We start from the raw sequence: 19,598 nt of genomic DNA on the forward strand, positions 1-19,598 counted from the left end.
GGTCCCGCATCTTTGTAGGCCACGAGGGGGACCCACCCATGACCGGTTCACGTATCACCGCCGTCGGCCACTACCAGCCCCCGAGGGTTCTCACCAACGAGGAACTGGCGGGGATGGTCGACACCAGTGACGAGTGGATCACCAGCAGGGTGGGCATCCGCACCCGCCATATCGCCGGCCCCGACGAACCGGTCGACGAACTCGCCGCCCACGCCGCCGCCAAGGCGCTCGCGGCGGCGGGCACTTCCCCGGAGACAGTCGATCTCGTGGTGGTCGCCACCTCCACTGCCATCGACCGCTCCCCGAACACGGCCGCCCGTGTCGCCGCCCGCCTCGGCATCCCCTCGCCGGCCGCCCTGGACGTGAACGTCGTGTGTGCCGGGTTCACCCACGCCCTCGCCACCGCCGACCATGCCGTGCGGGCCGGTGCGGCCACCCGGGCGCTGGTCATCGGCGCCGACAAGATGTCCGAGGTGACCGACTGGACGGACCGGACGACCTGCGTCCTGGTCGGCGACGGAGCGGGTGCGGCGGTGGTCGAGGCATCACCGGGAACGGCAGGCATCGGACCCGTGCTGTGGGGCTCCGTGCCCGAGATGGGGCACGCGGTACGCATCGAAGGCACGCCTCCGCGGTTCGCGCAGGAAGGGCAGAGCGTCTACCGCTGGGCCACCACCCGGCTCCCCGCCATCGCCCGGCAGGCCTGCGAACGAGCCGGTCTCGCCCCGACCGACCTCGCCGGGGTGGTGCTGCACCAGGCCAACCTGCGCATCATCGAGCCGCTCGCGGAGAAGATCGGCGCCGTGAACGCGATCGTCGCACGTGACGTGGTCGACTCCGGCAACACCTCGGCGGCCAGCATCCCGCTCGCGCTGGGGAAGCTGGTGGAACGCGGGGAGCTGGGAACCGGTGACCCGGTGCTGCTCTTCGGCTTCGGCGGGAACCTGTCGTATGCGGGCCAGGTCGTCCGCTGCCCCTGACCAGCCGTTCTCCGGCCGTGTGACCGGATCAACTCCCCCTCGCCCTGGCCATGGTGGTCGGTAGACTGTATTCCAAAGACAATTCATACTTGCTTCTCCATGCCGGATACCGGCTTCCCGGCTGCCGCAGCCGCCCAGGAGGGGGACCGCGATGTTGTCCGCAGGACTGCCGCAGGGGGCTGTGCCCCGGCTCGAACGGCCCGGACCGCTGCGCGACCGTGTCTACGAGGCGCTCCTCGAACTCATCACCACACGCGCGCTGCAACCGGGCCAGCACCTGGTGGAGAGCGAGCTCGCCGGACATCTCGGCGTCTCCCGCCAGCCGGTGCGCGAGGCGTTGCAGCGGCTGAACACCGAGGGCTGGGTCGATCTGCGGCCCGCGCAGGGCGCGTTCGTGCACGAGCCGACGGAACAGGAGGCAGACCAACTCCTCACGGTCCGCACCCTCTTGGAGGCGGAGGCGGCCCGACTCGCCGCCGCGGGCGCCACGACGGCGGGCATCGCCGCGCTGGAGGAACTGTGCGCGGAGGGCGAACGAGCGGTCGCCGACGACGACGTCGACGCCGCGGTCGCCACGAACGCCCGCTTCCACGCGAAGGTGATGGAGCTGGCCGGCAACGCGGTCCTCGCCGAACTCGCCGGACAGGTCGACCGCCGGGTCCGCTGGTACTACACCCCGGTCGCCAGGCAGCGCGGACAGCAGTCCTGGATCGAGCACCGCGACCTGATCGCCGCGATCACGGCCCGCGACGAGACCCGCGCGACAGAGGTCATGCGAGCCCACACGGAACACACGCGCCGGACGTACCACGCACGCGCCGAGGCCTGAACGAGGCCCAGACCGGGGCTGCGGCCCCTACCCCCGCGCTGGGTGCGCCCTTCAGGGGCGCGGGGAACTGCGCGATCAGCCAGGTATCACCTGCACGTGACGCGTGACGGGACATGGTCCGGGGCATTCGGGGGTGGGCCCGGGTTTGCTCGGGGTTCGAGGGGACCGAGGTCCGGGTGCGCCCTTCAGGGGCGCGGGGAACTGCGCGATCAGCCACATATCACCTGCACGTGACCGGATACGGTCCGGGCGGCCCGGGGTGGCCCCGGGGTCGCGCGGGGTTCGAGGGGCCGTACCCTTGCCGGGTTCGAAGGGCCCGCAACCCCTGCCGGGAGGCGAAAGCCCGCAGCCAAAGTGCACCCCTCTTTGTCCTTTCGCAGGAAAAAGTAGACCCCAATTCACGCCCGACTTCTTCCCAGCCCCGGCACCCGCTGCTACGTTCCCCTCCAAAGCCCGGCAACGAGGCCGGAAGGGAGGGGCATGTGAGACGTATGACGGCTCGACCTGCCAACGCCCACCAGGCGAAGCTTCTACGGCTGTTGCGCGACGGCGGCCCCAACTCCCGTGCGCAGCTGGGCGACCAGATCGACCTCTCGCGGTCCAAACTGGCCGTGGAGGTGGACCGGCTCCTGGAGACGGGCCTCGTCGTGGCCGACGGTCTCGCCGCCTCACGCGGCGGCCGGCGTTCCCACAACATCCGGCTCGCCCCCGCCCTCCGCTTCCTGGGCGTCGACATCGGCGCGACCTCCGTCGACGTCGCCGTCACCAACGCGGAGCTGGAGATCCTGGGACACATCAACCAGCCCATGGACGTACGCGAAGGCCCCGTAGCCGTCTTCGAGCAAGTCCTGGCCATGGCCGCCAAGTTGAAGGCCTCGGGCCTCGCGGAGGGCTTCGACGGCGCCGGGATCGGCGTCCCGGGCCCCGTCCGCTTCCCGGAGGGCGTCCCCGTAGCGCCGCCGATCATGCCGGGCTGGGACGGGTTCCCGGTGCGCGAGGCACTCAGCCAGGAACTGGGCTGCCCCGTCATGGTCGACAACGACGTGAACCTGATGGCGATGGGGGAGCAGCACGCGGGCGTCGCCCGCTCCGTGGGCGACTTCCTCTGCGTCAAGATCGGCACCGGCATCGGCTGCGGCATCGTCGTCGGTGGTGAGGTCCACCGCGGTACGACGGGCAGCGCGGGCGACATCGGGCACATCCAGGCCGTGCCCGACGGCCGCCCCTGCGCCTGCGGCAACCGGGGCTGTCTGGAGGCCCACTTCAGCGGCGCGGCACTCGCCCGCGACGCGACGGAGGCCGCCCAGCAGGGCCGGTCGGCGGAACTCGCGACCCGGCTGGAGACGAACGGCACCCTCAGCGCCGTCGACGTCGCCGCCGCGGCCGCCGCCGGTGACGCCACCGCACTGGAACTGATCCGCGAGGGCGGCGACCGCACCGGGCAGGTCATCGCCGGACTCGTCTCCTTCTTCAACCCCGGCCTGGTCGTCATCGGCGGCGGTGTGACCGGCCTCGGCCACACCCTGCTCGCCGCGATCCGCACCCAGGTCTACCGCCAGTCGCTACCCCTCGCGACCGGCAACCTGCCCATCGTCCTCGGTGAGTTGGGGCCCACCGCCGGAGTCATCGGCGCGGCCCGACTGATCAGCGACCACCTGTTCTCACCCGCATAAGCCCGCCAGCACGCCCGCCAGCACGCCCGCCAGCACAGCCCGCCACCCACGCCCGCCCACCAGAGCAAGGGCACGACAGCACACCCGGCACCAGGACCCACCAGCACAGCGCCCTGCTCCGCCCTGCCCTGAAACCGGCCCGCACGCCTGCCAGGGGGAACCGTCATGGCACCAGAACCACCGTTGCTCACCATGTCCGGCATCACCAAGTCGTTTCCCGGAGTCCGGGCCCTCGACGGCGTCGACCTGGACGTCCTGGCCGGTGAGGTGCACTGTCTGCTCGGCCAGAACGGGGCCGGCAAGTCCACCCTCATCAAAGTCCTGGCCGGCGCCCACCAGCCCGACGACGGCACCATCGGCTGGCGCGGCGAGACGGTCACCTTACGCTCGCCCATCGCCGCCATGCGCCTCGGCATCGCCACCATCTACCAGGAACTCGACCTGGTGGAGGGCCTGTCGGTGGCCGAGAACGTCCACCTCGGCCATGAACCGACGGCCGCCGGTTTCGTCGTACGGGGAAAGGCGGCAAGGGCGTCGACAGCCGCTCTCCTCAAGCGACTCGGGCACCCGGAGATCGATCCGGCCCGGCTCGTGGGGGAGTTGTCCGCGGCCCAGCAGCAGATCGTGTCGATGGCGCGTGCGCTCTCCCACGACGTACGCCTCATCGTCATGGACGAACCGTCCGCGGCACTCGACCCCGACGAGGTCGACAACCTCTTCCGCATCGTCGGCGACCTCACCGCGGACGGTGTCGCCGTCGTCTACATCTCCCACCGTCTCGAGGAGATCCGCCGCATCGGCGACCGGGTCACCGTACTCAAGGACGGGCGCGCGGTGGCGGGCGGACTGCCCGCGAAGACCACCCCGACCCGGGACGTCGTCGCGCTGATGACCGGCCGCAACGTCGAGTACGTCTTCCCGGACCGTCCCGTCGGCCCGCCGTCCGGGGAACCCGTCCTGAAGGTTCAGGGCCTCGCCCGGGACGGGGAGTTCGCGCCGCTCGACCTGGAACTGCGCCCTGGGGAAATCGTCGGTCTCGCCGGGCTGGTCGGCTCCGGACGCTCCGAGGTCCTCGAGACCATCTACGGAGCCCGCAAACCGACGGCCGGTCAGGTCCTGGTGGACGGACAGCCGTTGAAGTCCGGCAGTGTGCGCGCCGCCGTGCGCGCCGGGCTCGGGCTCGCCCCCGAGGAACGCAAGGCACAGGCCCTGCTGATGCTGGAGTCCGTCACCCGCAATGTGTCGGTCTCCTCCATGTCCCGCTTCTCCCGTGGCGGCTGGCTGGACCGGCGCGCGGAGTCCGGGGCCGCCCGCGCCGCCACCCGGGAGCTGTCACTGCGCCCCGACAACCCGGACGTGCCGGTGCGCACCCTCTCCGGCGGCAACCAGCAGAAGGCAGTCCTCGCCCGCTGGCTGCTGCGCGGCTGCCGGGTGCTGCTGCTCGACGAACCGACCCGCGGCGTGGACGTCGGCGCCCGCGCCGAGCTCTACGCCGTGATCCGCCGACTCGCCGACGAGGGCCTCGCCGTGCTGCTGGTCTCCAGCGAGGTCCCGGAGGTCCTCGGCCTCGCCGACCGGGTGCTCGTACTGCGCGAGGGCCGCGTCGTGCACACCGCACCGGCCCGTGAACTCGACGAACACCGCGTACTCGACCTGGTGATGGAGGGAACGTCATGACGCAGCCGGCGTCACCACCCCGCCCCGATGAGACCCGGAAGGAACCACCGGCGGACCGTACCGCCTCATGGCGGACGCTCACCGCCCGCGCCGACGTCCGCACCCTCTCCCTGCTCGGCGTGCTGGCCGTGCTGATCCTCATCGGCGGCATCACCAAGCCCGACGAGTTCCTCGACACCCGCAACCTCCAACTCGTCCTCACCCAGGCCTCGGTGATCGGAGTCGTCACCGTCGGCATGACCTTCGTCATCACCTCCGGCGGTATCGACCTGTCGGTGGGGGCGATCGTCGCGCTCGCCTCGGTATGGGCGACGACCGTCGCGACCCAGGAGTACGGGTTCGCCGGCATCCTCTTCACCGCGGTGATCGTCGGTGTGGGCTGCGGCCTGGTCAACGGCCTCCTCATCGCCTACGGCGCCATGGTCCCGTTCATCGCCACCCTCGCCATGCTCGCCTCGGCCCGCGGACTGGCCCTGCAGATCACCGACGGCCAGACACAGATCGTGACCGTCGAAGGCGTCCTCGACCTCGGCGAACGCGACTCCTACATCCTCGGCGTGCCACCGCTCGTCCTGGTCTTCGCGGTCGTCACCGTCATCGGCTGGCTGGTGCTCAACCGCACCACCTTCGGCCGGCGCACGGTCGCCGTCGGCGGCAACGCGGAGGCCGCGCGGCTCGCGGGCATCGACGTCCGCCGGCAGCGGCTCTACCTCTACCTGCTCTCGGGACTGTGCTGCGGAATCGCCGCGTTCCTTCTGATCATTCTTTCCGGCTCCGGCCAGAACACCAACGGCAACCTCTACGAACTCGACGCCATCGCCGCCGCGATCATCGGCGGCACACTCCTCAGCGGAGGACGCGGCACCATCACCGGCTCCGTGCTCGGGGTGCTGATCTTCACCACGATCACCAACATATTCGCCCTGAACAACCTGCAGAGCGACGTCCAGCAGATCGCCAAGGGAGCGATCATCGTCGCCGCCGTGCTCGTCCAGCGCCGCACCGCGCACACCACTTGAGCATCTGCTCCCCGCTCGTCCCGCCTTCTCCACCTCCGCAACGACTTCCTTCGTCCTCCTCAAAGGGAAGGGTCCGCCGCCATGCCAGAGCCGACGTCATTCACCAGCCGCAGAGGACTGCTGTTCGGGACCGCCGCCGTGTCCGCCGGTGTCCTGCTCACCGGTTGCACGAGTAATGAGCCCAGCGAGAAGGAGCCCGCGGCGAACGACCAGCCGGCCGCCGACGACAAGCCCGGCAAGCAGGTCACCATCGGCTTCGCCGGCCCACAGGCCGACCACGGCTGGCTCAACGCCATCAACGACAACGCCAAGGAACGCGCCAAGAAGTACTCCGACGTCACACTGGAGATCACCGAGGGCTCCAACGACACCGCCGCGCAGATCGGCCAGATCGAGACCCTCATCAACAAGAAGGTCGACGTCCTGGTGGTCCTCCCCGCCGACGGCAAGGCCCTCACCCAGGTGGGCCTGAAGGCCATGCGCGCCGGCATCCCCGTGGTCAACCTCGACCGCATCTTCAACTCACCGCAGGCGTACCGCTGCTGGATCGGCGGCGACAACTACGGCATGGGCCTGAACGCCGGCACCTACATCGGCGAGCAGCTCAAGGACAAGCCGGACGCCCGTGTCATCGAACTCGCCGGGATCGACAACCTGGAGCTGACCCGGCAGCGCACGCAGGGCTTCGACGACGCACTGAAGAACTACCCCAACATCAAGAAGGTGGCGCGGCAGGCCGCCGAGTTCACCGTCGAGTCGGGTCAGGCGAAGATGGCCCAACTGCTGCAGGCACAGTCGAAGTTCGACGCGCTCTGGAACCACGACGACGACCAGGGTGTGGGCGCGCTGCGCGCCATCGAGCAGGCCGGCCGCGACGACTTCCTGATGGTGGGCGGCGCCGGCGCGCTCTCCGCCTTCCAGGCCATCGAGGCCGACAACAGCGTGCTGAAGGCCACCGTCCTCTACCCGCCGACCATGGCGGCGTCCGCCATCGACCTGGCCCGTGCGCTGGGCCAGGGCAAGGGAGCGAGCGGCCTCGCCGAGTTCGAGATCCCGGCCTCGCTGACCCTGTACTCGGCCGTGGTCGACAAGGAGAACGTCAAGCAGTACATGCCCACCGGCTTCAAGTGATGCGCCCTGCCCACACCCCCACCGCGCCACGACGAACAGGAGGACTTCGGTATGGGACAGCCGCACCGGCAGGACGACGACGCCGACGAAGCCGGGGTCGACGCCGGGGCTGAGGCCGGGAAACCGCCGCTCGGCGTGGGCATGGTCGGCTACGCGTTCATGGGCGCCGCCCACTCCCAGGGCTGGCGCACCGTGGGCCGCGTCTTCGACCTGCCCCGCCGTCCCGTGCTCGCGGCTGTCTGCGGCCGGGACGCAGCGGCCGTACGCTCTGCGGCCGACCGGCACGGCTGGGCGGCCGCAGAAACGGACTGGCGGGCGCTGATCGAACGCGACGACGTCGACCTCGTCGACATCTGCACCCCCGGCGACAGCCATGCCGAGATAGCCGTCGCCGCCCTGGCCGCGGGCAAGCACGTGTTGTGCGAGAAGCCGCTCGCCAACACCGTCGAGGAGGCGGAGGCGATGGCTCTGGCCGCCGAAGACGCCTACCAACGCGGCCAGTTGGCCATGGTGGGCTTCAACTACCGCCGGGTTCCCGCGACGGCGCTGGCCCGGAACATGGTGGCTGAGGGACGCATCGGCAGCTTGCGCCACGTCCGGGTGACATACCTTCAGGACTGGCTGGTGGACCCCGAGTTCCCCCTCACCTGGCGACTGCGCAAGGAACTGGCGGGCTCGGGCGCGCTCGGCGACCTCGGCGCGCACATCGTCGACCTCGCGCAGTACGTGGCGGGGGAGCAGGTGGTGGGCGTCTCCGCGCTCACCGAGACGTTCGTGCGCGAACGGCCCCTGCCCAGTGGAGCGTCGAGCGGTCTCACCGCCGTCTCGGCGGCCGGCGTCGGCCAGGTCACCGTCGACGACGCGGCCCTGTTCACCGCCCGTCTCACCTCCGGCGCACTGGCCTCCTTCGAGGCCACCCGGTTCGCCACCGGCCGCAAGAACGCACTGCGGATCGAACTCAACGGCGACCGCGGCTCACTCGCCTTCGACCTGGAACGGCTCAACGAGCTCTCGTACCACGACCACACGGAGCCCGGTGAGCGCGCCGGCTTCCGCCGTATCCTCGTCACCGAGCCCGAGCACCCCTACCTCGACGCGTGGTGGCCGCCGGGACACGGCCTCGGCTACGAGCACACCTTCGTCCACCAGGCCCGCGACCTGGTGCACGCCATCGAGTCCGGCCGCCCGCCGGCACCGTCCTTCGCCGACGGACTCCAGGTGCAGCGCGTGCTCGCCGCCGTCGAGGAGAGCGCCGCCAAGAACTCCGTCTACGTAGCGATCTGACAGGGAGGCACCCGTGCCCCGGAACTTCACGCTCTTCACCGGCCAATGGGCAGACCTCCCGCTCGAGGAGGTCTGCCGGCTCGCCCGTGACTTCGGCTACGACGGGCTCGAACTCGCCTGCTGGGGCGACCACTTCGAGGTCGACAAGGCACTCGCCGACCCCTCGTACCTGGACTCCCGCCACCAGCTCCTCGACAAGTACGGCCTGAAGTGCTGGGCGATCTCCAACCACCTGGTCGGCCAGGCCGTCTGCGACGCCATCATCGACGAACGCCACCGGGCCATCCTGCCCGCCCGCATCTGGGGCGACGGCGAAGCCGAGGGCGTACGGCAGCGGGCCGCGTCCGAGATCGCCGACACCGCCCGCGCCGCGGCCGCCTTCGGTGTGGACACCGTCATCGGGTTCACCGGCTCCGCCATCTGGCACCTGGTCGCCATGTTCCCGCCCGCACCCGAGTCCATGATCGAGGGCGGCTACGACGACTTCGCCATGCGCTGGAACCCGATCCTCGACGTCTTCGACCACGAGGGCGTGCGGTTCGCGCACGAGGTGCACCCGAGTGAGATCGCGTACGACTACTGGACGACACAGCGCGCCCTCGAGGCGGTCGACCGCCGCCCGGCGTTCGGACTGAACTTCGACCCCTCGCATTTCGTGTGGCAGGACCTCGACCCGGTCGGTTTCCTGTGGGACTTCCGCGACCGGATCTACCACGTCGACTGCAAGGAGGCCCGTAAACGCCTCGACGGCCGCAACGGACGCCTCGGCTCCCATCTGCCGTGGGGCGACCCGCGGCGGGGCTGGGACTTCGTGTCGGCCGGCCACGGCGATGTGCCCTGGGAGGACGTCTTCCGGATGCTCCGCTCCATCGGCTACTCGGGCCCCATCTCCGTGGAGTGGGAGGACGCCGGCATGGACCGGCTGCAGGGCGCTCCCGAGGCGCTCACCCGGCTCAAGGCCTTCGACTTCGAACCGCCGTCGGCGTCCTTCGACGCGGCGTTCGGCGGCAACGGCTGACATTCCACCCGACGGCTCCGGGGTGACGGCGCACCCCGGAGTAGTGCACCCGCCCGTACCACCGGCCCCTTCATGGAGGCATGCGTGTACAGCAGCAACGGCAACTTATGGGACAGAAGCGGCAGAACCAGAAGACCGAGGCTCCGCAAGACGCTCGCCCTGCTCACCGGGGCCCTGCTCGCGGGCGCCTCACTCACCCTCGCCGCGCCCCCGGCCGGGGCGGCCGCCGCCGACCCGGGTGCCGGAACCGCGAACGCCAACGCCGCGGCCGCCGACGCCTTCCAGCAGGTCACCCTGGCCAAGGGCGAACCCGAGGTCGGCGAGCCCATGTCGCTCGCAGTGCTCCCCGACCGCTCGGTACTGCACACCTCACGTGACGGCGAACTCCGCCTCACCGACGCCGCGGGCGACACCCGGCTGATCGGCAAACTCGCCGTCTACTCGCACGACGAGGAAGGCCTCCAGGGCATAGGCGTCGACCCCGACTTCGCGAACAACCGCGCCATCTACCTGTACTACGCCCCGCCCCTCGACACTCCCTTGGGCGACGCCCCGGAGACCGGCAGCGCGGCCGACTTCGCGCCCTTCGACGGCGTCAACCGGCTGTCCCGGTTCGTGCTGAAGGCCGACGGCACCCTCGACACCGCCAGCGAGAAGAAGATCCTCGACGTCCCCGCCACCCGCGGACTGTGCTGCCACGTCGGCGGCGACATCGACTTCGACGCGGCCGGCAACCTGTACCTGTCGACCGGCGACGACACCAACCCGTTCCAGTCGGACGGCTTCACCCCGATCGACGAGCGGGAGAACCGCAACCCCGGCTTCGACGCCCAGCGGACCTCCGGCAACACCAACGACCTGCGCGGCAAGATCCTGCGTATCAAGGTGAACGCCGACGGCTCGTACACCGTCCCCGACGGCAACCTCTTCCCGCCCGGCACGGACAAGACCCGCCCCGAGATCTACGCGATGGGCTTCCGCAACCCGTTCCGGTTCAGCGTCGACAAGAAGACCGGGATCCTCTACGTGGGCGACTACGGCCCCGACGCGGGCGCCGCCGATCCGGCGCGCGGCCCTGCCGGACAGGTCGAATTCGCACGTGTCACCAAGCCGGGCAACTTCGGCTGGCCGTACTGCACGGGCAACAACGAGGCTTACGTCGACTACGACTTCGGGACGAAGGCTTCGGGCGCGGCCTTCGACTGTGCCGCACCGAAGAACACCTCCCCGAACAACACCGGCCTGACCGACCTGCCTCCGGCCGAGCCCGCCTGGATCCCGTACAACGGCGCCTCCGTACCCGAGTTCGGCGACGGCTCCGAGTCCCCGATGGGCGGCCCGGTCTACGACTACGACCCCTCCCTCGACTCCCGGGTGAAGTTCCCGGAGGCCTACGACGGGGACTTCTTCGCCGGTGAGTTCGGCCGCCGCTGGATCAAGCGCGTCACCTCCGACGCGGACGGCACCGTGCAGTCCATCGGTGACATCCCGTGGACCGGCACCCAGGTGATGGACATGGCCTTCGGACCCGACGGCGCCCTGTACGTCCTCGACTACGGCATCTCCTGGTTCGGCGGCGACGAGAACTCCGCCCTCTACCGCATCGAGAACGCCACCGACGGCCACTCGCCCGTCGCCCGGGCCGCGGCCGACCGCACCTCCGGGCAGGCGGCGCTCAAGGTCCGCTTCTCGTCGGCCGGTTCGTCCGACGCGGACGGTGACGCGCTCACCTACACCTGGGACTTCGGGGACGGTGCGACCTCGACGGCTGCGAACCCGACGCACAAGTACGAGAAGAACGGCACCTACACGGCGACCCTGACCGCGAAGGATCCCGGTGGCCGTACCGGAAGCGCGAGCGTGCAGATCGTCGTCGGCAACACCGCACCCAAGGTGACGCTCCAACTCCCACAGGACGGCCAGCTGTTCAGCTTCGGTGACGCCGTCCCGTTCAAGGTGAGGGTCACCGATCCCGAGGACGGCCGGGCGATCGACTGCGCCAAGGTGAAGGTCAGCTTCGTCCTCGGCCACGACAGCCACGGCCACCCGCTGACCACCGCGAACGGCTGCTCCGGCACCATCCGGACCAGCGCCGACGGCGGCCACGACGAGGACGCCAACATCTTCGGGGTCTTCGACGCCGAGTACACCGACCTGGGAGGCGGCGGCCAGGCACCCCTGACCACCCACGACCAGAGCGTCGTCCAGCCCAGGCACCGCCAGGCCGAGCACTACGACGAGGCATCGGGTGTCTCCGTCATCACCAAACCCGCCGCGAACGGCGGCAGGACGGTCGGCGACATCAACAACGGCGACTGGATCTCCTTCACGCCCTACGTCCTGGACAACGCCCAGAAGATCACGGCACGCGTGTCGTCGGCCGGCACGGGCGGCACCCTCGAGGTCCGCGCGGGCTCGGCTACGGGCCGCCTGCTCGGCACGGCGACCGTCCCGGTGACCGGCGGCTGGGAGAACTTCCAGGACGTCACCGCGAACCTGTCCCGGGCACCCCGGGGCACGACCACGCTGTACATGGTCTTCAAGGGGAGCGGAACGGGCGCCCTGTACGACGTGGACGACTTCACTTTCACCACACGCTGAGAGGGGTGAGACGTCATGCGAGCAACCAGCCGACTGACGACGATCGTCGCGGGCGCCGCCCTGCTCATCGGGTGTGTGTCCGGACCTGCGTCGTCGAAGGAGCGCCCCGGTGAGCGGGTGCTGGTGTTCTCGAAGACCGCCGGGTTCCGGCACGACTCGATTCCCGAAGGGATCGCGGCCGTTCGGGAGCTGGGCGCGGAGCACGGATTCACCGTCGACGCCACCGAGGACGCCCGGGCCTTCACGGCGGGGAACCTGCGCCGGTACGCCGCCGTGGTGTTCCTGTCCACAACGGGCGATGTCCTCGACGCCTCCCAACAGCGGGCGTTCGAACGGTACATCGGACGAGGCGGCGGCTATGTGGGCGTGCACGCGGCCGCCGACACCGAGTACGACTGGGAGTTCTATGGCTCTCTCGCCGGGGCCTACTTCCAGTCGCACCCGGCGATCCAGAGGGCCCGGGTCACCGTCGAGGACCGTGCCCATCCGGCGACCTCGGGTCTCCAGCGGGCCTGGGAGCGCACCGACGAGTGGTACAACTACCGCTCCAACCCGCGCGACCGGGCCCATGTACTGGCCTCGCTCGACGAGTCCTCGTACTCCGGCGGCACGATGAACGGCGACCATCCGATCGCCTGGTGCCAGGAGTACGCGGGTGGCCGCACGTTCTACACGGGCGGCGGCCACACCAAGGAGTCCTACGCAGAACCCGCCTTCCGGCAGCACCTGTTGGGAGGCATCCGCTGGGCGACCGGCGCGGCACAGGCCGACTGCCGCCCGGAGAACGGCTACCGCCCGCTCTTCGACGGCACCTCGCTCGAGGGGTGGCGGCAGGCGGGACCCGGATCGTTCACGCCGGCTGAGGACGGCACGCTGACGTCCTCGGGCGGCATGGGTCTGCTCTGGTACGCCGACAAGAGCTTCTCCGCGTACTCGCTGAAGCTCGACTGGAAGGTCGCCGGGGACGACAACTCCGGTGTGTTCGTGGGCTTCCCGCCCTCGGACGACCCGTGGTCGGCCGTGAACGGCGGCCACGAGATACAGATCGACGCCACGGACGTGCCCGAGAAGACCACGGGCTCCGTCTACGGCTTCCAGTCCGCCGACCTGAAGAAGCGCGACCGTGCGCTGAACCCGCCGGGGGAGTGGAACACCTACGAGATCCGCGTGGAGGGCGAGAGGCTCCGCGTCTGGCTCAACGGTGTGAAGATCAACGATTTCACCAACACCGATCCGGCCCGGAGCCTCAGGGACGGTCATATCGGCCTCCAGAACCACGGTGCCGATGACCAGGTGTCCTTCCGGGACGTCCGGATCAAGGAACTGCCCGTGCGAGCCGCTGCGGCGGACTACTCGCAGGGCCACTGAACGGCGGTGGGCGGGGGACGCCGGACTCCCGCCCACCGTCCGCCCTTTCCGTGTGCTGTGTGTACGAAGAGGAGGCTGCCCATGACTGTGTCCCCTGGCCGAGACCGGGTGGGGGTGTGGCTGATCGGAGCACGCGGCTCCGTGGCCACCACTGCCGTGGCGGGCTGTGCCGCCGTCACCGCGGGACTGCACGCCCCCACGGGCATGGTCACGGAGACCCCGCCCTTCGCCGATTGCGGACTGCCCCCGCTGTCGACCCTGGTCTTCGGCGGCCACGACACGGTCGACTGCCCCCTGCCCAAACGCGCCGAGGCACTGGCCGCCGAGGGCGTGCTCCCGCACGGGCTGCCCTCGGCGATCACCTCCGAACTCGCCGCCGCCGACGACGAGATCAGAGCGGGCGGTCCCCTGCCGGGCGACACCCGCGCCCCGGACGAACTGATCGACTCCTTCGCGGCGGACATACGCGATTTCCTGCGGCGGCACTCGCTGGCCCGTGCGGTGGTGGTGAACGTGGCCTCCACGGAACCCGCAGCCACCGGCTCCGCCCTGCCGCCCAGCTCCCTGTACGCGGCGGCAGCGCTGCGCGTCGGCTGTCCCTACGTCAACTTCACCCCGTCGACCGGGCTGCACCACCCGGCCCTCGCCGGCCCGGCCGCCGCGTCCGGGCTGCCGTACGCCGGCCGTGACGGCAAGACGGGCCAGACCCTGCTGCGCTCGGTACTGGGCCCCATGTTCGCGCAGCGCGCGCTGACCGTCCGCTCCTGGTCGGGCACCAACCTGCTGGGCGGCGGCGACGGCGCGGCCCTCGCCGACCCGGACGCCGCGGCGGCGAAGAACGCCGGCAAGGAACGCGTCCTCACCGACACCCTCGGGACCACCCCCGAGGGCGAGACCCACATCGACGACGTCCCCTCCCTCGGCGACTGGAAGACCGCCTGGGACCACATCGCCTTCGACGGCTTCCTCGGCACGCGCATGATCCTGCAGACCACCTGGCAGGGCTGCGACTCCGCCCTCGCGGCACCCCTGGTCCTGGACCTCGCCCGGCTGGTCTCCCGAGCGCACGAGACCGGGATGTCCGGCCCGTTGCCGGAACTGGCCTTCTACTTCAAGGACCCGCTGGGGGACGCTCCGTCGGCGCTCGGGGACCAGTACGCGGCCCTGGTGGCCTTCGCCGGACGGCTCGGGGCCGCACGATGAACGCGACCGGTCGGGGGCGGGCGGGCCTGGCGGCCTGGGCCGAACTCCTGAGGCTCCCCGCCCTGTTCACCGTCCCCGGTGACGCCCTCACCGGCGCCGCCGCGACCGGCGCACGCCCCAACTCCCGTACTCTGCTCGCCGTCGCCTCCTCCCTCTGCCTCTACGAGGCGGGCATGGCCCTCAACGACTGGGCCGACCGCACCGAGGACGCCCTGGAACGCCCCCACCGCCCCCTTCCCTCGGGCCGCGTCAAGCCGGCTGCGGCCCTCACCGCGGCCGGCGCCCTCACCGCGGCGGGCCTGGCCCTCGCCACCCGCGCCGGCCGCCCGGCCCTGGCCGTCGCGGCACCCCTCGCGGCCACCGTCTGGGCCTATGACCTGGGACTGAAACGCACCCCTGCCGGCCCCGCCGCCATGGCCACCGCCCGCGCCCTAGACCTGCTCCTGGGCGCAGCCGCCACGGCCGGCCGGGTCCGCCCCGCCGTCGCGTCCGCCGCTGCCCTGGGCACCCACACCCTGGCGGTGACCGCCGTCTCCCGCCACGAGACGCGCGGCGGCTCACCCCTGCCCCCACTGGCCGCCCTGGCCACCGCGGCGACGCTGGCATGGCACACAGGACGCCCCCGCCCCCGGCCGCGCACGACCCCCGCCCGCGATGCCTCGCGTGCCACGCCTGTCGGCGACGCCTTGCGCACCACCCCCACCAACGACGCCGGCGCCTTTCCTGTAGGCGACGCCCCGCGCACCACCCCTGTCGGCGACGCCCTGCGCACCACCCTGGCCCTCGCCTACGCGACCACCTCCGCCCGCCCTCTCTTCCACGCCGTCCTCAACCCGTCCGCACCCCTCACCCAACGAGCCGTCGGGGCCGGGATCCGCGCCATGATCCCCCTCCAGGCAGCCCTTGCCGCACGCACCGGATCCTTGGGAACGGCCCTGCTCACCGCCGCCCTCGCCCCGGCCGCCCGCACCTTCGGCCGGAAGGTGAGCGTGACATGACCACACACCCCACCCCGAGCACCCGGACGGACCGGCCCGCCCTCCGTTTCGGCTACGGCACCAACGGCCTCACCGACCTCCGGCTCGACGACGCCCTCGCCCTCCTCGCCGACCTCGGCTACGACGGCGTCGGCCTGACCCTCGACCACATGCACCTCGACCCCCTCGCCCCGGACCTCGCCAGCCGCACCCGGCACCTGGCCCGCCGGCTGAGCACGCTGGGCCTCGAGGTCACGGTGGAGACCGGCGCCCGCTATGTACTCGACCCGCGCCACAAACACGGCCCGTCGCTCCTTGACCCGGACCCCGACGCCCGCGCCCGCCGTATCGAACTGCTCCACACCGCCCTGCGGGTCGCCGAGGACCTCGGTGCGCACGCGGTGCACTGCTTCAGCGGCGTCACCCCGCCCGGCACGGACGAGGACACCGCCTTCAAACGGCTGGCCGACGCCCTCACCCCCGTCCTGCACACCGCCGCCTTCTCCGGCGTTCCACTGGCCGTGGAACCCGAACCCGGCCACCTCCTCGCCACCCTCGCCGACTTCCACCGCCTCCGCACCGCCCTCGGCGACCCGGACGCCCTCGGCCTCACCCTCGATCTGGGCCACTGCCACTGCCTCGAACCCCTCTCTCCCGCGGACTGTGTACGCACTTCCGCACCCTGGCTGCGCCACGTCCAGATCGAGGACATGCGCCGCGGCGTCCACGAACACCTGCCGTTCGGCGACGGCGAGATGGACTTCCCGCCCGTGCTCCAGGCGCTGGCCGCCACCGGCTACCAGGGCCTGACCGTCGTCGAACTTCCTCGGCACTCCCACGCGGGCCCCCACTACGCCGCACAGTCCCTCCCGTTCCTCCACCGCGCGGCCCGGACCACACCCGAAGGCCCCGAAAGGCGAATCCCGTGACGCGCCGACCGTCGGAAGACCCACCCGAGGCCACCACCGCCGAGGCGAGCGGGGACACCAGCCGACAGCAGACCCTCTCCGCACCCGACGCGACCACACCCGCCGCCCCCGGCATCAGCTACCTCCACGAGCGGCTGACCGCCCGCCTGGCCCCGGCCGCCCGCGTCTGGCTCGACCGGGCCCTCCACGAGGCCGCCGCGCACCCCCGCTCCCACGGCCCCATCTCCGTCTGGGAGCTGCGCATCGCCGAAGCGGGACGCCGCTGCGGGCCCGAGTTCGCCGACACCGCCCGCGTCCTCATCCTCCACGCGGCCCGCGCCGACACCGACGCGCTGGCCCGGGTCTACCGCCAGGGCACCGCCGACGAACGTCGAGCCGTCCTGCACGCCCTGCCCCATCTCGTGCCCGGCCCGGAGGCCCTCCCGCTCGTCGAGGACGCCCTGCGCACCAACGACACCCGCCTCGTCGCCGCGGCCGTCGGCCCCTACGCCGCCCGCCACCTCGACACCCACAACTGGCGCCACGCCATCCTGAAGTGCCTGTTCACCGGTGTCCCCGTGGAGGCCGTCGCCGACCTGCCGCGGCGCGCCCGGGCCGACGCCGAGCTCGCCCGGATGCTCGCTGACTACGCCGCCGAACGCACCGCCGCGGACCGTCCCGTGCCCGAGGACCTGCACCGCGTCCTCGCCCTGACCGGGCAGCTGCCCACCGGCGCCCCGCCGCCGGCCGGCCCGGACACCCCCGCGTCCCCTTCCCCTTCCGGCAAGGACTCCTGATGCGCATCTTCGACCCCCACATCCACATGACCTCCCGTACCACCGACGACTACGAGGCCATGTACACCGCCGGTGTCCGCGCCGTCGTAGAGCCGTCCTTCTGGCTCGGGCAGCCCCGCACCTCACCCGCCTCGTTCTTCGACTACTTCGACTCCCTCCTCGGCTGGGAACCCTTCCGCGCCGCCCAGTACGGCATCGCCCACCACTGCACGCTCGCCCTCAACCCCAAGGAGGCGAACGACCCGCGCTGCCGGCCCGTCCTCGACGAGCTGCCCCGCTATCTCGTCAAGGACCATGTCGTGGCCGTGGGCGAGATCGGCTACGACGCGATGACCCCGGCCGAGGACACCGCGCTGGCCACCCAGCTCCAGCTCGCCGCCGACCACGACCTGCCCGCGCTGGTCCACACCCCCCACCGCGACAAGCTCGCCGGTCTGCGCCGCACCCTCGACGTCGTCCGCGAGTCCGCCCTGCCGGTGGAGCGGGTGCTGATCGACCACCTCAACGAGACCACCGTCAAGGAGGCCAAGGACAGCGGCTGCTGGCTGGGCTTCTCCGTCTATCCCGACACCAAGATGGACGAGGAACGCATGGTCGCGATCCTTCAGGAGTACGGGCCGGAGCAGGTCCTCGTGAACTCCGCCGCCGACTGGGGCAGAAGCGACCCCCTCAAGACCCGGCGGGTCGGCGACGCCATGCTGAACGCCGGTTTCACCGACGAGGACGTCGACGGTGTCCTGTGGGGCAACCCCGTGGCGTTCTACGGGCTCAGCGGACGCCTGAACCTCGACGTCGCCGGCACGGCCGCCACCCACGAGGGCAACTCCGTCCTCCGCGGCGGGGAGTGAGCGATGCGCTTCCGCCACCCCGACGGCTCCACCGTCCACCTCGCCTACTGCACCAACGTCCACCCCGCCGAGAACCTCGACGGTGTCCTCGCCCAACTCCGCGACCACTGCGAACCCGTACGCCGCCGCCTCGGCCGCGACCGCCTCGGCATCGGACTGTGGCTCGCCAAGGACGCCGCCCACGCCCTGGTCACCGACCCGTCCGCGCTGCGCGCACTGCGCACCGAACTCGACCGGCGCGGCCTCGAAGTCGTCACCCTCAACGGCTTCCCCTATGAAGGATTCGGTGCCCAAGAGGTCAAGTACCGCGTCTACAAGCCGGACTGGGCCGACCCCGAACGGCTCGCCCACACCGCCTCCCTGGCCCGCGTCCTCGCCGGCCTGCTCCCCGACGACGTCACCGAGGGCAGCATCTCCACCCTCCCGCTCGCCTGGCGCACCGCCGACGACCCGGTGCGCGCCGCCACGGCCCGCGCCGCACTCACCACCCTCGCCGAACGTCTCGACGCCCTCGACGAGTTGACCGGCCGCTCCATCCGCGTGGGCCTGGAACCCGAGCCCGGCTGCATCGTCGAGACCACCGCCGACGCCATCGCCCCGCTCACCGCGATCGGCCACGACCGCATCGGCGTCTGCGTCGACACCTGCCACCTCGCCACCTCTTTCGAAGATCCGCGCACCGCACTGGACGCCCTCGCCACCGCCGGCGTCCCCGTCGTCAAAGCCCAGCTGTCGGCGGCCCTGCACGCCGAGCACCCCCACCTCCCGGAAGTCCGCGAGGCCCTCGCCGCCTTCGACGAACCCCGCTTCCTGCACCAGACCCGGGTCAGCACCGCAGCGGGCCTGCGCGGCACCGACGACCTGGGCGCGGCTCTCCAGGGCGACGCCCTGCCTGACGCGGCCCCCTGGCGCGCCCATTTCCACGTCCCGCTGCACGCGGCCCCCGCCGCGCCCCTCACCTCCACACTCCCCGTGCTCCGGGCCGCCCTGACCCGCCTCGTCGGCGGCCCGACCCCGCTCACCCGTCACCTGGAGGTCGAGACCTACACCTGGCAGGCCCTCCCACCCGAGCTGCGCCCCCGTGCCCGCACCCAGCTCGCCGACGGCATCGCCGCCGAACTCACGCTCGTCCGTGACCTGTTGACGGACCTCGGCCTGAAGGAGCTGCCGTGAAGCCCGAGCCGACACAGACCCCGGAGCCGACGAAGGCCGCGGAGCCGACACAGAACCCGGAGCCGACGAAGGCCGCGGAGCCGACACAGAACCCCGAGCCGACACAGACCCC

At 71.4% G+C, this 19,598-nt stretch carries 16 protein-coding genes; all 16 read left to right on the plus strand.

Translation table 11 applies throughout. The features are described 5' to 3' along the window. Positions 1-38: 38 nt before the first annotated feature. The 16 genes from EF387_RS25490 to eboE all read left to right on the plus strand — a co-directional run bounded on the left by EF387_RS25490 (position 39) and on the right by eboE (position 19,486). Positions 39-980 carry a beta-ketoacyl-ACP synthase III gene (locus EF387_RS25490; protein ID WP_128378943.1) on the plus strand — a complete coding sequence of 314 codons (942 nt, stop codon included), beginning with the start codon at positions 39-41 and terminating at the stop codon, positions 978-980. 151 nt (positions 981-1,131) lie between these two features. After that, positions 1,132-1,809, plus strand: coding sequence for a GntR family transcriptional regulator (locus EF387_RS25495; RefSeq protein ID WP_128378944.1), 678 nt, complete (start codon positions 1,132-1,134; stop codon positions 1,807-1,809). Between the two features lie 491 nt (positions 1,810-2,300). Further along, positions 2,301-3,482 carry an ROK family transcriptional regulator gene (locus EF387_RS25500; protein WP_128378945.1) on the plus strand — a complete coding sequence of 394 codons (1,182 nt, stop codon included), beginning with the start codon at positions 2,301-2,303 and terminating at the stop codon, positions 3,480-3,482. A 165-nt stretch (positions 3,483-3,647) separates the two neighbouring features. Continuing rightward, complete coding sequence (locus EF387_RS25505; protein ID WP_128378946.1) at positions 3,648-5,159, plus strand: sugar ABC transporter ATP-binding protein; 1,512 nt, start codon at positions 3,648-3,650, stop codon at positions 5,157-5,159. Beyond that, the gene (locus EF387_RS25510; protein WP_128378947.1) at positions 5,156-6,178 is read left to right on the plus strand and encodes an ABC transporter permease; all 1,023 of its coding nucleotides are present in this window, start codon (positions 5,156-5,158) and stop codon (positions 6,176-6,178) included. Before EF387_RS25505 ends, EF387_RS25510 begins: the two co-directional genes overlap by 4 nt. Before the next feature lie 81 nt (positions 6,179-6,259). Then, entirely contained in the window at positions 6,260-7,309 is a 1,050-nt protein-coding gene (locus tag EF387_RS25515; RefSeq protein ID WP_128378948.1) for a substrate-binding domain-containing protein, read from the plus strand. 51 nt (positions 7,310-7,360) lie between these two features. After that, entirely contained in the window at positions 7,361-8,593 is a 1,233-nt protein-coding gene (locus EF387_RS25520; protein WP_128378949.1) for a Gfo/Idh/MocA family protein, read from the plus strand. 13 nt (positions 8,594-8,606) lie between these two features. Continuing rightward, positions 8,607-9,611: a sugar phosphate isomerase/epimerase family protein gene (locus EF387_RS25525; RefSeq protein ID WP_128378950.1), complete on the plus strand. Its 1,005-nt coding sequence runs from the start codon at positions 8,607-8,609 to the stop codon at positions 9,609-9,611. Positions 9,612-9,695: 84 nt separating this feature from the next. After that, on the plus strand, positions 9,696-12,212 hold the full coding sequence (locus EF387_RS25530; RefSeq protein ID WP_238431682.1) for a PQQ-dependent sugar dehydrogenase: 2,517 nt from the start codon (positions 9,696-9,698) through the stop codon (positions 12,210-12,212). Positions 12,213-12,227: 15 nt separating this feature from the next. Continuing rightward, positions 12,228-13,580 carry a ThuA domain-containing protein gene (locus EF387_RS25535; protein ID WP_128378952.1) on the plus strand — a complete coding sequence of 451 codons (1,353 nt, stop codon included), beginning with the start codon at positions 12,228-12,230 and terminating at the stop codon, positions 13,578-13,580. 81 nt (positions 13,581-13,661) lie between these two features. After that, positions 13,662-14,783, plus strand: a complete 1,122-nt coding sequence (locus EF387_RS25540; protein ID WP_128378953.1) for an inositol-3-phosphate synthase — start codon at positions 13,662-13,664, stop codon at positions 14,781-14,783. Further along, positions 14,780-15,781, plus strand: coding sequence for an SCO3242 family prenyltransferase (locus tag EF387_RS25545; RefSeq protein ID WP_128378954.1), 1,002 nt, complete (start codon positions 14,780-14,782; stop codon positions 15,779-15,781). Before EF387_RS25540 ends, EF387_RS25545 begins: the two co-directional genes overlap by 4 nt. Next, positions 15,778-16,689 (plus strand): sugar phosphate isomerase/epimerase family protein, encoded by a 912-nt coding sequence (locus EF387_RS25550; RefSeq protein ID WP_128378955.1) that lies wholly within the window; start codon positions 15,778-15,780, stop codon positions 16,687-16,689. The genes EF387_RS25545 and EF387_RS25550 overlap by 4 nt, the downstream gene beginning before the upstream one ends. Next, positions 16,686-17,465 carry an EboA domain-containing protein gene (locus EF387_RS25555; RefSeq protein ID WP_202918367.1) on the plus strand — a complete coding sequence of 260 codons (780 nt, stop codon included), beginning with the start codon at positions 16,686-16,688 and terminating at the stop codon, positions 17,463-17,465. The genes EF387_RS25550 and EF387_RS25555 overlap by 4 nt, the downstream gene beginning before the upstream one ends. Then, the gene (locus tag EF387_RS25560) at positions 17,465-18,313 is read left to right on the plus strand and encodes a TatD family hydrolase (protein WP_128378956.1); all 849 of its coding nucleotides are present in this window, start codon (positions 17,465-17,467) and stop codon (positions 18,311-18,313) included. Before EF387_RS25555 ends, EF387_RS25560 begins: the two co-directional genes overlap by 1 nt. Before the next feature lie 3 nt (positions 18,314-18,316). Next, positions 18,317-19,486 carry a metabolite traffic protein EboE gene (gene eboE, locus EF387_RS25565; RefSeq protein WP_128378957.1) on the plus strand — a complete coding sequence of 390 codons (1,170 nt, stop codon included), beginning with the start codon at positions 18,317-18,319 and terminating at the stop codon, positions 19,484-19,486. The last annotated feature ends 112 nt before the right edge of the window (positions 19,487-19,598 follow it).

Origin of the sequence: Streptomyces cavernae, assembly GCF_004023625.1 — a bacterium.
Taxonomy (GTDB): domain Bacteria; phylum Actinomycetota; class Actinomycetes; order Streptomycetales; family Streptomycetaceae; genus Streptomyces; species Streptomyces cavernae.

Excerpts from the sequence above, each read along its gene's own strand:
- EF387_RS25490 (WP_128378943.1), top strand. The coding sequence starts at position 39 with ATGACCGGTTCACGTATCACCGCCGTCGGCCACTACCAGCCCCCGAGG.
- EF387_RS25495 (WP_128378944.1), top strand. The coding sequence starts at position 1,132 with ATGTTGTCCGCAGGACTGCCGCAGGGGGCTGTGCCCCGGCTCGAACGG.
- EF387_RS25500 (WP_128378945.1), top strand. The coding sequence starts at position 2,301 with ATGACGGCTCGACCTGCCAACGCCCACCAGGCGAAGCTTCTACGGCTG.
- EF387_RS25505 (WP_128378946.1), top strand. The coding sequence starts at position 3,648 with ATGGCACCAGAACCACCGTTGCTCACCATGTCCGGCATCACCAAGTCG.
- EF387_RS25510 (WP_128378947.1), top strand. The coding sequence starts at position 5,156 with ATGACGCAGCCGGCGTCACCACCCCGCCCCGATGAGACCCGGAAGGAA.
- EF387_RS25515 (WP_128378948.1), top strand. The coding sequence starts at position 6,260 with ATGCCAGAGCCGACGTCATTCACCAGCCGCAGAGGACTGCTGTTCGGG.
- EF387_RS25520 (WP_128378949.1), top strand. The coding sequence starts at position 7,361 with ATGGGACAGCCGCACCGGCAGGACGACGACGCCGACGAAGCCGGGGTC.
- EF387_RS25535 (WP_128378952.1), top strand. The coding sequence starts at position 12,228 with ATGCGAGCAACCAGCCGACTGACGACGATCGTCGCGGGCGCCGCCCTG.
- EF387_RS25540 (WP_128378953.1), top strand. The coding sequence starts at position 13,662 with ATGACTGTGTCCCCTGGCCGAGACCGGGTGGGGGTGTGGCTGATCGGA.
- EF387_RS25545 (WP_128378954.1), top strand. The coding sequence starts at position 14,780 with ATGAACGCGACCGGTCGGGGGCGGGCGGGCCTGGCGGCCTGGGCCGAA.
- EF387_RS25550 (WP_128378955.1), top strand. The coding sequence starts at position 15,778 with ATGACCACACACCCCACCCCGAGCACCCGGACGGACCGGCCCGCCCTC.
- EF387_RS25560 (WP_128378956.1), top strand. The coding sequence starts at position 17,465 with ATGCGCATCTTCGACCCCCACATCCACATGACCTCCCGTACCACCGAC.
- eboE (WP_128378957.1), top strand. The coding sequence starts at position 18,317 with ATGCGCTTCCGCCACCCCGACGGCTCCACCGTCCACCTCGCCTACTGC.